The sequence below is a fragment of the Lachnospiraceae bacterium KGMB03038 genome, assembly GCA_007361935.1.
In the GTDB taxonomy this organism is placed as follows: Bacteria; Bacillota; Clostridia; order Lachnospirales; family Lachnospiraceae; genus Massilistercora.
Map to the genome: position 1 here is coordinate 2,439,736 of CP041667.1, position 12,146 is coordinate 2,451,881.

Sequence of the window (12,146 nt, forward strand, 5' to 3'; positions counted from 1 at the left end):
GCCTACACCGCCTCCGCTTCTGCGATCTTTCCGTCTTCGATGCGGATGCAGCGGTCCGCCCTGGCCGCGATCTCCGGATTATGGGTGATCATAACGATAGTCTGGTCAAACTTCTTTCCCGTAACCTTCAGAAGCTCGATCACTTCGTCGCTGGTCTTGCTGTCCAGATTGCCGGTAGGCTCATCCGCCAAAATGATCGCCGGTTTGCTGGCAAGGGCGCGGGCAATGGCCACCCTCTGCTGCTGCCCTCCGGAGAGCTGGTTTGGCATACTGTAAAGCTTCTTCTCCAACCCCAGCAGGGTAACTACTTCCTGGATAAACGCCGTGTCCGGTTTCTTTCCATCTAACTGGATCGGCATCACAATATTTTCATAGACATTCAGGACCGGCACCAGATTATAATTCTGGAAGATGAATCCAATCTTGCGGCGCCGGAACACCGTCAGATCCTCGTCTTTTAATTTCCCAAGTTCATATTTTCCTACCCGGACGGATCCGCTGGTGGGACGGTCCAGGCCTCCAAGCATATTTAAAAGGGTGGATTTGCCGCTTCCTGAGGTTCCAACGATCGCTACAAATTCTCCCTTTTCCACGGAAATGCTCACATCGTCCAGCGCCCGGACAATATTGGGTTCACTCCCGTACTGTTTCGTCAAATGATCTGCGCTTAAAATACTCATGTCTTTTCTCCTTCCTTTTCGAAACTCTCTCCATTATAGAAAAGACATGAAACCTTGCAATATCTAACGCGTAAATTAAGATGGCAGAGGAAAAAACTAATACACGTCTTTCCTCTGCCATCGCTATGAATCATTAAAAGGATTTTAACAGTTTAAAAACGAAGGATCTTGTAAGCTCATAAATCGTATACCTGGCATAATTGACCTGCGCGGCTTCCATCGCTTCCCGCTGTTTCTTGGTCGGCACCGAGTAAGGATAGACGCCGAACAAGAATGGGAAAAAAGCATAAAGAAATTCCTGGATATCCTCTGCCGCCATAGCAGGAAAGAACTTTTCCAGACAACAGGCGACCGCCTCCATCGACCCCGCGTATACCTTCTTAAACGCCACCAGGTTCTCCATGCGGCTGTTTCCTTCCATATCATAGAGATTCATAGATACCAGCTTCAGCATACATTCCCGCGGCTCTAATGTATGGGCGAGTTCCGAGGCAAATCTTTCAAGAGATAAGGTGTCGTCCCCCTCCAAGAGGGTTTTCAGATCCAAAGTCCAGGCTTCGTACTCCCGCTGGAGAAGAGCCAGAAAGATTTCTTCTTTCGTCTGGAAATAATTGTAGATCGAAGTCCGGGTAAAAGAGGTCTTAGCCCCGATATCCCGGATCGTAATATCTTTAAATCCCATCGTCTCATAGAGAGAAGCGCAGGCATTGATGATTTCTTCTTTTCTCGCATTCGTCAATTCTTCCGAACCCTTTGGCATAACTGTTCCATCCTTTCCCTTTTATACAATTCCTTTCACCCATTTTACCGCTTCAGACCCATGCAGAAGCTTCCCTTTCTTCCAGACTCCCTGCGGGCAGTGGGACTGCAGGCTTTGTTCTGCTTTCCCGATGCCGCTTCCGCCAGAGGTGGCAAAAGGAATCATTGTCTTGCCGGAGAAATCATAACTCTCCAGGAAGGTGTCTACGATCCTCGGCTCTACATACCACCATACTGGGAAGCCTACCAGAACCGTATCATACTGGCTCATATCTTCCACCTTCCCCGCGATCGCCGGACGGCAGGACGGATCATTCATCTCCAGAGTACTGCGGCTCTTTTTGTCCATCCAGTTCAGATCCGCGGCAGTATAGGGTGTTTCCGGACAGATCTCATAGAGATCCGCGCCTACCGCTTCCGCCATTTCTTTTGCTGCTCTTGCGGTCACTCCGCTGGCCGAAAAATATGCGATCAATACTTTACTCATCTTACTAGCTCTCCTTTCCAAAACTTTCCTTTATGATCTCCACGATTTCATCTCGTTCCAGAACTTTATAGCCGCCAGGCATGACAAGCGTTCCATCCGCAATACCTTCCACCATATTTTTGTCAGCTCCAAGCTGGGCCAGATCCATCACAAGCCCCAACTCCTTCATCCAGCTTTCCATGGCGTCCAGTCCTTCCCGCGCCACCTGCTCGTCTGTCTTTCCCGATGCATCCACATCCCATACATTAACGGCAAACCGTTTAAACTTCTGCAATCCGTATGGCAGGATATGACGGTAATAAGGCAGAGAAACCGCGGCCAGCGTCATCCCATGGGTAGCGTCTGTATAAGCGCCTGCCGACTGTCCCAGCATATGGACCATCCAGTCTGTAGACTTTCCGCGGGAAACCAGAGTATTAAGTGCCCATGTCGCAGTCCACATCAGATTGCTGCGGGCCTCATAATCCTGCGGATCCCTGTTGGCGATACGACTGGAATGAAGAACAGAACGCATCAGGCCCTCGCTGATATAATCACTGGTATTATCATCCTCTCCGGAGAAATACTGTTCACAGATATGATTAAAGATATCGTAGATTCCCGCCACCATCTGATAATGCGGCAGAGTCAACGTATACTTGGGGTTTAGGATCGCAAATCTGGGCATGATCTTTTCATCCGCAAACACATGGCCGATCTTCTGTTTTGTCTCGTGATTTGTGATCACCGCCCCCGCGTTCATCTCAGAACCAGTCCCTACCATGGTCAGTACGCAGCCTACTGGAAGGGTCTCACATTCCGGCTCTTCAAAACGGATGTAATATTTCTTCCATGGATCCTCCTTACAGTTTACTGATACAGAGACCGCCTTAGCATAGTCGCAGACAGAACCTCCTCCTACTGCCAAAAGGAAGTCCGCATGATGTTTCCTTGCGATCTCCATGCCTTCATAGAGCTTCTCTACCGTAGGATTCGGCATTACGCCAGAGATTTCCGCCACATTTTTATCTTGCTCTTCCAGGATCTTCACTACTTCGTCATAAATGCCGTTTTTCTTGATCGAACCGCCTCCATAGATCAGCACCACATTTTTCCCGTATTTCGGAAGCTCTGTATTGAGCGCGTTTAAAGATTCATCTCCAAAATACAATTTCGTGGGATTACAGTATGAAAAATTTCCTAACATTTTGCAACTCCTCCTTTTTGGATTCAATTCTGACATCGTGTCAACACCTTTAAAATACCACAATCCTGACACTGTGTCAATCTATTTTTTATCTTCCACCGGAATTGTCACTTTCAATACAAAAATATCGTTCTCAGCCTTTGTCACACACTCCCCACCATATTTTTCCACGGCTGTCCTGATATTGATAAGCCCCAGTCCGTGCAAAAAGCGATCCTTTTTCGTTGTTTTCCCATCGTACAGCTGATCCATCCTCCGGCTGTTCTCTATCGTGATCACCAGCATATCCCTCAGCCGCCCTGCCTTCATCGTAATAAACCGCATATCTTCCGGCAGGCGCTCGCAAGCTTCCATAGCATTATCCAATGCGTTTCCAAAGATTGTGCTTACATCCAGCGGATCGATAAACCCGCCGTCCCCAAACTGCAAAGAAGCCGTAAAATCTATCTTTTTCTCTCTTGCCGCGCGCATCTTATCCCGCAGGAGCATATCCAGATAATCATTTCCTGTATGCCGGTAATTCTCATAGCTTTCAATCTCCTTCTGAAGAGATTGGATCGACTGTTTTGCTTCCTCCGTTCCCTGTTTCCCCTGAAGGATGATCAAGTGGTTCTTCAGATCATGATAGATCCGCCGCACCCTCTCTTCCTCGTTGATCCGGTCTTTGTAGAAAGCCTGCCGCATTTCCAATTCCCTGGCTCTTGCTTCACTTTGCATCGCGCCGCAGATATAAGAAATCAGATAGATACTGCTGAAACTTGTAAAGATTGCCGCGATGCAAGGCGGATACACGCTGATCGGATGATTCGGCATAAAATACAGAATCGACAATACCGCTACAAAAGGCGCCAGCATCACAAGGTCGATCACCAGCCACATCCGGTCTGTTACATTTTCCTGGACCTTCTTAAGACAGTTTTTCAGCAGCCAATAGACTAAGATCCAGAATGTCAGACGGATAATATTAGATAAAAGATAGAAAATCGTACTGATCAAAAGCTGTTCCTGGGTAAAATCTGGTTCCTCAACAGATACGCCTATCAGTTGGAAAAACAGCCTTCCTCCCAAATCCTGCATAAGATAATTTACCGCGACTACCGCCGGATAGAAGATCAGACAGGCCGCCAGCTTTTCCTTCAGACTGCCCTGATGAAAGATCACAAGACACAGGAGGAATCCGCATAAAGAATATGCCAGAGCCGGAAAGTCATCCGAATAAACGATCACATTAAAAAAGATCCCTTCCAGCACAAACGCGGCTATCTGAAGGATCTTATTTCTTCTAAGCGGCCGGAATCTGGCCAATGTAAAAAAGGCGGCAAATACATACGCCCACTGCGCCAGAAAGGTAAGCCGGTCTAAAAAGAAAATCATAACCTTTCCCCCCAATAATCTGTCAGTCTCTCCATAAACACCTTCCTTCTGGGCTGGCTGATGGGAAGCTTCTCTCCGGTTGCCAATGTTAATTCCAGCCTCTTTACTCCTTGGATAAAATAGAGATTCACCAGATAACTGGTATGGCATCGGGCGAATCCCTGGTCTCTCAGCTCTGCTTCCATCTCCTTCATGCTCCGGTAGCAGATAATATTCTCTTCCTCTGTGTGAAGCAAAAGGTTCCGGTTAAAGGTCTCAATATACCGCAGGCTTTTTAACCGCACCTTATATCTGCCCGTGTCATTAAATACCAGGATGGCCGGGTCGTCCATCTGCCGCAGCCGCTTCAAAAACCGATCCATCTCCGCTTTCAGGCGCACATATTTCAGCGGTTTGATAATATAATCCGCCGCTTGATACTGATACCCCTCCAGACTATATTCCGTCATTGTAGTCAGAAAGATGATCCCTACCTTTTCGTCCAGCTTCCGGATTTTCTTGGCAGCCCGCAGACCATCTACCCGCCGCATCTGGATATCCAAGAAGATCAGATCAATGGTAGGATCGTATCTTTCGATCAATTCCAGGCCGTCGTAATAGACAGTGATCTTAATCTCCCGGCTGGTCTGTGCCCCATACTGACGCAGAAGTTCTGACAGATACTTTACAAATTCTTTCTCATCGTCACAGATTGCTACGTGTATCATCTCTGTCAACCTTCTCTACTGCCGTACAGCTCCATTGTCGCACCGATTCCCCCAGGAGTCGATCAGCAGGCCGTCCCGATAGACGCAGATGATCTCACAGTGATTGGCGCATTTCCCGCAGATCACTTCTCTGGTCTTGAATTCCATCTCGGCAACATCAAAAGAAAAGGCTCCTTCCTCCTGCTCTTCCCTGGCCAGGACCGCGATTCCAAAAGCTCCCATAAGATGCCCTCTCTCATCCACCAGCACCGGCATCCCCAGTTCCTCCTGGAACATATGGACCACGCCGGCGTTTTTACTGACGCCTCCCTGGAATACAACAGGCGCGACGATCTTCTTTCCCTTCGCCACATTGTTCAGGTAATTTCCAGCCACCGCCTTGCAAAGGCCGGCGATAATCTCTTCTTTGGGACATCCCACCTGCAATTTGTGGACCAAGTCAGACTCCGCGAAAACCGTGCATCTTGCCGCGATTGGAGCCGCCTTCTTTGCCTTCAGCGCAATATCTCCAAATTCTTCTACCTCTACCCCCAGACGATGTGCCTGGCTGGACAAAAAGGCCCCGGTTCCCGCGGCGCACAGAGTATTCATGGCATAATCTACCGCCACCCCGTTTTCAACGCAGATGATCTTAGAATCCTGGCCTCCGATCTCCAGGATCGTGCGCACGTCTGGATGCAAAGTGGTAGTCCCCACCGCATGGGCGGTAATCTCATTTTTCACCACCTGGGCGCCGATCATACTTCCCACCAGCTTTCTGGCGCTTCCTGTAGTCCCGGAGGCCGCGATCTGATAGGTTTCTTCATCAAACTGTTCCCGCAGAGCGTGAAGCACCTTTTTCGTAGCCTGGGTAGGATTCCCCTCGGTCCAAAGATAACACTCCGCCAGAAATCTGTTCTCTTCGTCTATAATAACCCCTTTTGTCGAGATGGAACCGATGTCGATTCCCAGATACGCCTTTTTCTTCATCGCAATACCTTCTTCTTCCTCTCCAGCATGTCGTAAAATGCTTCTAGTCGTGTGTCCAGTCCTGTGTCGCTCTCCTGCGTATCATAACTTAAGTACAGGATCGGAATATGATAATCCCTGCTGATATTCTGCAAGACAGGAACCGCATCCAGCTCCGGCGTACACCCAAAGGATTTTACATGGATGATCCCGTCAAAGCCTTTCTTGGCATAGTCCAGCGCCGCGTTCAATGTCCAGGTCGTGGTGGGACCCATGTTAAACTTTGCGTATTCTTTTATCCTGGGCCGCAGGGTCGGTTCCTTCGCTCGGAAATGACAGTTAGTCACATTCAGGAATCGGTATACAGACGCCCCCAGTCGGACCAGCTTGTCCTGAAGGAATTGATTGGAGCCGGGGTCCATGGCGGTAAAATATTCCCCCACGATCCCAATGCGCACAGGATGCTCTGGAATCTTTAATTCCAGTTCGCTCATCTTCTGCTTGGCCTTTTGGTACGCTTCCCGGATTTCCTGGCGGTTTTCCGCCGTCTGCATCTGCAGATAAAACTGACGGTATACCTTTTTAAAACTGCCCTTTACCGCCTCAAATCCCGCGTTTTGATAGTACAGCGCCTCAATCTCATCCATATATTCCGCCATCTTTACGCCGTCATAGACGCCGGACGTCAATTTCGAAACCTTTAGTTTGGGACTTAAATGTCTGGCCAGCTTCAGCCAGTCTCCTTTTTTGCCCCCCATATATCCGGCCAAATTGATAAATTCACACTTGTATCCCAATTCCCGAAGGATTTCTTCCTGCAATACGCCATAATAATCCAGCCGGCATAATCCCCCTGTTTCCACCAATACATCCGCCCCGGCCTCTACCGCCTCGATCAGACTTCCCAGCGTATGCTTGAAAGGCGCGCAGGCATAATCCGGGCTATATTTACTTCCCAGCTCCGCCGTCTCTTTGGTAGCGGGAGGCAGGAGCACGTATTTCGCGTCCAGACCCTGCTCCACAATATATTTGATCGCATAATTGTAATGATTAAATCTGGGAAACGCGATCTTTTTCTTATCGTCAATTTTGATTTCCATAGCCGCCTGCCTTCTGATATCTGATAATGTCAATAAAACTTTCGATCCTTGTCTCCACTCCCGCCGTGCCGCTCTGGGCATCCAGAGTAAGATTCAGCACCGGAACATTCTTTAAGCGCCGTACCAGCATATCATTGACCAGGGCGTCCGGTCCGCAGGGATAGGCGCTGGCCAGTATGATCCCGTCCACTTTCTTTTCCATTAAAAGCGCCGCGCCCACCATCTCCCGATTGATAAGCCAGGGCATGACCCTGGAGAAATCAAAGCTGCGCTTCAAAGCGTTTCCCCGGTTCACATAATCCGTATAAAGGACTTCCGCCCCCATCTTTTCCAGGATCCGGGTCAGTTCTCCGCCCATGCAGGTGTCATGGAGTACATACGGATGCCCCGCCAGCAGCACCTTGTTTTTCTTATTCTCCAGTTTCGTAAGCTGTTTCTTCTCTTTTGCCTTCAGCCAGGACTCCTGATACTTTTTGGCCTGGCTGTAAGCACGCTTCGTCTCCTTCTTATTCCGTCCCAGGGATTCTCCCAGTTTCAGATAGACCTTCTCCTCCGTTGTCTTGTCATACCAGTCGTAACTGACCGTCAGGATCTGGATCTGCTCGTCCCGGAAAATGTTCTGGATCAGATCAGGAAGGGCCTGGTATCTGGTGCACATTTTCTCTCGTTTATGATATCCTCCCATTCGTGGAACAAAAACCGCATCGCATTTATCCATCAGCCAGAGGACATGTCCCAGGTACATCTTAAATGGAAGGCAGGTTTCATCTACCGCCCGGCCGGTTCCATCCTCCAAAAGGCTTCGGTCACTGGATGGGCTTACTACGCACTGGAATCCCAGTTGAGTAAAGAATTCTCTCCACAGGACTCCATCCCTATAGGCCATCAGCCCCCTTGGAATTCCAATGGTTTCTATCTTTCGCAAAATACTTCCCTCCTGTTTCAAGCAGATTCTTTCTCGTAAACAACATAAATTTTCCCACGGATACTATCATATCATCCCTGGCTAAATTTGAAAACAATTTCTTTACAGTTGATTTTCAATCTCCATACTATCGCAGGGAGAAAATCTGAGAAAACCGCTAAAATACCGGGTTCCCAATATAAAGAAATTCGTTAATCGTTATATATGATCGGTTTGATCAGACTCCTGTCATGATTTAAGAATAATCCCATGGCTTCCGGTATCTTATCCATACCGTGATATCTGTGCGTGACCAGTTTCTCCGGGGCAATTCTTCCTGTCGCGATCAGCTGTGCCATCCGTGACATCCATAGTCTGCCTCCCCGGCATCCGGACCCCTTGATAGTTTTATCTCCATAGCCGAATCCCCAGACACTCGGATCGATTTCTATCGGATCCCCGCCAAAATAAGCGCTCAGGTTAACGAGAGTACCTCCTTTTTTCAAAATAGACAGTCCTTTGCTCAGTTCTTTTTCACTGCCGCCGCAAAGAATCACTCCGTCCACCGGCCCTCCATTGTCTTTTACTATCTGTTCCAGATAATCTTCGTTATGATAGTCTACCAGGTGAGTAGCCCCATATTCTTTCGCCACTTCAAAGCACTGTTTTCGTAATCTCGCCGCACATCTCATGCCCTACCGCTTTCCCGATCAGGTAAGGAAGCGAGGCGCATCCTGTTGCGCATAAATGCGCATCACTTGTACATGGCGACCAGATCAGCGGCCGGATAAACGCTCCTGTTGAGACCGATGAGTTCCTATGTTTAAGTTCAGACGTTTCTACTCGTTCCAAATCCAGAGAAGCCCGTTATAAAAGTACTCCAACGCGTATTCTCCGCTATGTGTTCCGCCTTCCTGCTCCAGGAAATACAGATTGCCCTCCCGCTCATTATCAGCGTACTGGCATGTCCCGTCACTTACATCCGCCATAGCTTCAATCTGGTTTTTGAATGAAGAATAGGCAAAATCATCCGGACCGGATGCCGCAAAGATGAAAAAGTCATCCCAATCATGACCGGAATCTCTGACCACAGATGCCATATACTCTCCGTCTGTCGTCAGACTTCCGCTGGAAGGCATAAAATAACGGAAATAATCCAAGCAGAACTGAAAGGTACGCCATGTTGCCACAGATCCCATAGAGAAACCGCAGAATGCTCTGTGATCCCTGGATGCGGCGATTCCATCCGGCGTCGTGCTTTCTGCGTATGTACTGTAAGTTCCCTCTACAGCCGGAATCAGATCATGGACTAATTCGTTATGGTAATTTTCTGTCAGTCTGAGAGCCAAACTGTAATCAGCGCTGTCCTCCGAACTCGTATTGTTGTAGGTGGGACAGACAATAATCATCGGACGGATCCTGCCGTCCGCAATGCCATTGTCCAGAACATTTTTAAATATATTAGGATTCTCTGGGGTCCCTAGGTATGCAGTCTCATTACTCCAACCGCCATGCATGAGATAGGCATTTTAACTCCGTTATTTAAAGCCGCATATTTCATTATGATTCCTCCTTTTGAATTTGACATATTTTCATAATTATACATTTCTGGCCAGACCGGCAAGGTTCTCTACCACCGCCGGATCTCTGTGGTCGAAGAAACAGCTTATTCCTGTGTCAAGAGCGGCGATCTTCGCCAAATCATCGCTGTCCAGCTTGAAGTCAAACACATTAAAGTTCTCTTCCATCCGCTCTTTCTTCACACTCTTTGCACCTGTCAAATGCTACATGATCACTTTGCCTGTAATCTCTTTGTAATGCTGTTCCGGGCAGTCCGCACATTTTATTTTCTTTTTTTCATATTTCGGACAAATACCCGGCTTCCAGTAATTCCAGCACTGCGTATAATATCCTGTTTTCCCGGTCTTAGGATTCGGCTTTCCTGCTCTTTTACTGTATACATCTTTCCGTCCTTTGAAAAAAGAATAGAAATACTGGGCGTGCTTCTGAGTGATCGTTTCCGGAATGACAAATTGCTCCCTGACTGTTTCCGTTTCACTCATGACAGAATCCTTCTGCCGAGCAGCCGGTCTTTCCTTTTCCTGAATACCTTTTCCATAGGGAATACCTGCTTGGGACAAAAGTAACTGAAGGCACTTAATTTCTTCATTTAATAAACGCATTTCTTCTCTCTGTTCCGAATAATCTTATCTTTATTATCCATATTTTTACCTGTTTGATTTCTAAAAAGAAATGTCCTGTATAATTTTTCTCATATTCTTAATGGTATCCTCATAAAACACAAAGTCTTCTGTAAAATAACTGGTGATAGACTGATAATCTTCTTCATAAAAGGAATTATCACAAAACTCTGTAATAATGGCAGATACATCTACTCCTTCTTTTGCGGCTGGACATACAGTCATTTGAGCCCGATGCTCCCTGACCTCTTTGACCAATGAGACAAACTTATTATCAAAATCAATGAGCGGAGTAAGTTTATAGACATCATACAAATGACGCGAATACCGCTTTGATTTTCCCTGCATATAATAATCACAAAGAGCAAAAATCTTATCAATATAAGTCCTTTCCAATGACTGTAAATTCATTGAAAATCTGTCAAGGGAAAATTGTTTTGCCAGATCTATTCGATTTCGCTTTTCCAGATAATCCCCAATATAATTATGTATCTCTACCGACTGTGTCGGAAATGCATACGACCCCAATGCAGTTTCCAGTTTTATATACTGCGGCAGTCTTTCATCTTCCAGTTCAAATACAGAAGTATATGAAAAGAAATAAGCGTTATAGTCCCTGTCGCTCTGGGTTTCATTCCAGTTTGCAATCGGCATTTCCAGTTCTTCGCTTATTCCTTTTAAAACAACATTCTTAAGTTTTTTCCTTCTGCTCTCTCCTATATGCTCTTTGAAAGTAATATCAATATCTTCAGAAAAACGATTGATTACATGATATTCTTTGGATAAAGACGTCCCTCCTTTGAAAACACACAGATCAAGCTGCTCTGATAATAATTTCAGGATCAGTGTAACATAGTAATCCTTTTCCACCACTATAGGTGTTCTTCCACTTTGCTCAGCAGTCTGTTCCACCATATCTTTAAACATTTCTCTATCCTTATGAAGATACATACTCCACCTCCGTTTCATATATTGCTTTATATATCTTAATCGGATAATTTACAATAAACCTGTCGATTTTTTTCTTTGTAATAGCATTTTTTCTGGCATATTCTGTCAAAATCCTTCCGCATTTTTCCGGCTCCATCTCTGTGCATTTTTCAATATCCTTCAGACAATCAAGAAACTGCAGCACCGGCGCATTTTCTTCCGTCACTTTCACCACTGGTCTTCTGATAATGTATTGCCTGTTTTTAATCGTTATTTTCCTTACCAATGCCGGAGCAAAATTGCTGCTTATCTCCTGAGTAAACGGAACCTGCGTGGATAATCCCATGCGGTTTGCCAATGTATAGCCGGAAAAGTAGCCCACCCGCTTTCCCCTGCGCATGATATACTTATGAATAGCTACTGTATCCGGGGACAAAGACATCCGCTCACCGAAAATATCCATTTTAGGGAAATAGTATACTCCCGGCTCAAATCGGCATATGCTTCCGCTGTCAGTAAGTTTTTTTAAATGATATCTAAGATTTTCTTCTGTCATCCCTGGGATATCAATATCCCCGGTAAAAATAGGTTCTCCTGGAATATAATTTTCTTTCAAATATTCATATAACATAACCGCTTTCCTTTCGATAAGTAAATTATTTGTTTACTTATTGTTAGCATACTTGAAATTATTTTCTTTGTCAATCGCATCTGATTTATTCATATTGTTTCCATCTACATCACTGTTTAACAGGACATATTGTCCTATTAATGTCCTATAATTGTCCTATAAAATATAGATTTATGCAGGAAAAGAGCAGGATGTCATATAACACCCTGCCCACATTTCTGCATATTCTATTTCTGACA

At 46.3% G+C, this 12,146-nt stretch carries 14 protein-coding genes; all 14 read right to left on the minus strand.

Going from position 1 to position 12,146, the window contains the following annotated elements; all coding sequences use genetic code 11:
- Nucleotides 1-2 precede the first annotated feature (2 nt).
- A complete protein-coding gene (locus tag FND36_11935) occupies nucleotides 3-680 on the minus strand; it encodes an ABC transporter ATP-binding protein (GenBank protein QDW74679.1) in 678 nt (225 codons plus the stop codon).
- A 133-nt stretch (nucleotides 681-813) separates the two neighbouring features.
- Nucleotides 814-1,440 (minus strand): TetR/AcrR family transcriptional regulator, encoded by a 627-nt coding sequence (locus FND36_11940; protein ID QDW74680.1) that lies wholly within the window; start codon nucleotides 1,438-1,440, stop codon nucleotides 814-816.
- A 21-nt stretch (nucleotides 1,441-1,461) separates the two neighbouring features.
- Nucleotides 1,462-1,926 (minus strand): flavodoxin, encoded by a 465-nt coding sequence (locus FND36_11945; protein ID QDW74681.1) that lies wholly within the window; start codon nucleotides 1,924-1,926, stop codon nucleotides 1,462-1,464.
- A gap of 4 nt (nucleotides 1,927-1,930) precedes the next feature.
- Entirely contained in the window at nucleotides 1,931-3,112 is a 1,182-nt protein-coding gene (locus tag FND36_11950; GenBank protein ID QDW74682.1) for an iron-containing alcohol dehydrogenase, read from the minus strand.
- Between the two features lie 81 nt (nucleotides 3,113-3,193).
- On the minus strand, nucleotides 3,194-4,486 hold the full coding sequence (locus FND36_11955; protein QDW74683.1) for a GHKL domain-containing protein: 1,293 nt from the start codon (nucleotides 4,484-4,486) through the stop codon (nucleotides 3,194-3,196).
- Complete coding sequence (locus tag FND36_11960; protein ID QDW74684.1) at nucleotides 4,483-5,193, minus strand: response regulator transcription factor; 711 nt, start codon at nucleotides 5,191-5,193, stop codon at nucleotides 4,483-4,485. Before FND36_11960 ends, FND36_11955 begins: the two co-directional genes overlap by 4 nt.
- 15 nt (nucleotides 5,194-5,208) lie before the next feature.
- Complete coding sequence (locus FND36_11965) at nucleotides 5,209-6,162, minus strand: 2-hydroxyglutaryl-CoA dehydratase (GenBank protein QDW74685.1); 954 nt, start codon at nucleotides 6,160-6,162, stop codon at nucleotides 5,209-5,211.
- Nucleotides 6,159-7,241, minus strand: coding sequence for a hypothetical protein (locus FND36_11970; protein ID QDW74686.1), 1,083 nt, complete (start codon nucleotides 7,239-7,241; stop codon nucleotides 6,159-6,161). The genes FND36_11965 and FND36_11970 overlap by 4 nt, the downstream gene beginning before the upstream one ends.
- The gene (locus FND36_11975) at nucleotides 7,225-8,166 is read right to left on the minus strand and encodes a hypothetical protein (GenBank protein ID QDW74687.1); all 942 of its coding nucleotides are present in this window, start codon (nucleotides 8,164-8,166) and stop codon (nucleotides 7,225-7,227) included. Before FND36_11975 ends, FND36_11970 begins: the two co-directional genes overlap by 17 nt.
- A gap of 191 nt (nucleotides 8,167-8,357) precedes the next feature.
- Entirely contained in the window at nucleotides 8,358-8,837 is a 480-nt protein-coding gene (locus FND36_11980; protein QDW74688.1) for a zinc-binding dehydrogenase, read from the minus strand.
- A gap of 147 nt (nucleotides 8,838-8,984) precedes the next feature.
- Nucleotides 8,985-9,554, minus strand: coding sequence for a hypothetical protein (locus tag FND36_11985; protein QDW74689.1), 570 nt, complete (start codon nucleotides 9,552-9,554; stop codon nucleotides 8,985-8,987).
- Between the two features lie 375 nt (nucleotides 9,555-9,929).
- Nucleotides 9,930-10,208: a hypothetical protein gene (locus tag FND36_11990; GenBank protein QDW74690.1), complete on the minus strand. Its 279-nt coding sequence runs from the start codon at nucleotides 10,206-10,208 to the stop codon at nucleotides 9,930-9,932.
- Nucleotides 10,209-10,388: 180 nt separating this feature from the next.
- Nucleotides 10,389-11,315 carry a nucleotidyl transferase AbiEii/AbiGii toxin family protein gene (locus FND36_11995; GenBank protein QDW74691.1) on the minus strand — a complete coding sequence of 309 codons (927 nt, stop codon included), beginning with the start codon at nucleotides 11,313-11,315 and terminating at the stop codon, nucleotides 10,389-10,391.
- Entirely contained in the window at nucleotides 11,284-11,907 is a 624-nt protein-coding gene (locus tag FND36_12000; GenBank protein QDW74692.1) for a hypothetical protein, read from the minus strand. Before FND36_12000 ends, FND36_11995 begins: the two co-directional genes overlap by 32 nt.
- Nucleotides 11,908-12,146: the final 239 nt, after the last annotated feature.

Excerpts from the sequence above, each read along its gene's own strand:
- FND36_11935 (QDW74679.1), bottom strand. The coding sequence starts at position 680 with ATGAGTATTTTAAGCGCAGATCATTTGACGAAACAGTACGGGAGTGAA.
- FND36_11940 (QDW74680.1), bottom strand. The coding sequence starts at position 1,440 with ATGCCAAAGGGTTCGGAAGAATTGACGAATGCGAGAAAAGAAGAAATC.
- FND36_11945 (QDW74681.1), bottom strand. The coding sequence starts at position 1,926 with ATGAGTAAAGTATTGATCGCATATTTTTCGGCCAGCGGAGTGACCGCA.
- FND36_11950 (QDW74682.1), bottom strand. The coding sequence starts at position 3,112 with ATGTTAGGAAATTTTTCATACTGTAATCCCACGAAATTGTATTTTGGA.
- FND36_11955 (QDW74683.1), bottom strand. The coding sequence starts at position 4,486 with ATGATTTTCTTTTTAGACCGGCTTACCTTTCTGGCGCAGTGGGCGTAT.
- FND36_11960 (QDW74684.1), bottom strand. The coding sequence starts at position 5,193 with ATGATACACGTAGCAATCTGTGACGATGAGAAAGAATTTGTAAAGTAT.
- FND36_11965 (QDW74685.1), bottom strand. The coding sequence starts at position 6,162 with ATGAAGAAAAAGGCGTATCTGGGAATCGACATCGGTTCCATCTCGACA.
- FND36_11970 (QDW74686.1), bottom strand. The coding sequence starts at position 7,241 with ATGGAAATCAAAATTGACGATAAGAAAAAGATCGCGTTTCCCAGATTT.
- FND36_11980 (QDW74688.1), bottom strand. The coding sequence starts at position 8,837 with ATGAGATGTGCGGCGAGATTACGAAAACAGTGCTTTGAAGTGGCGAAA.
- FND36_11985 (QDW74689.1), bottom strand. The coding sequence starts at position 9,554 with ATGATTATTGTCTGTCCCACCTACAACAATACGAGTTCGGAGGACAGC.
- FND36_11990 (QDW74690.1), bottom strand. The coding sequence starts at position 10,208 with ATGAGTGAAACGGAAACAGTCAGGGAGCAATTTGTCATTCCGGAAACG.
- FND36_11995 (QDW74691.1), bottom strand. The coding sequence starts at position 11,315 with ATGAAACGGAGGTGGAGTATGTATCTTCATAAGGATAGAGAAATGTTT.
- FND36_12000 (QDW74692.1), bottom strand. The coding sequence starts at position 11,907 with ATGTTATATGAATATTTGAAAGAAAATTATATTCCAGGAGAACCTATT.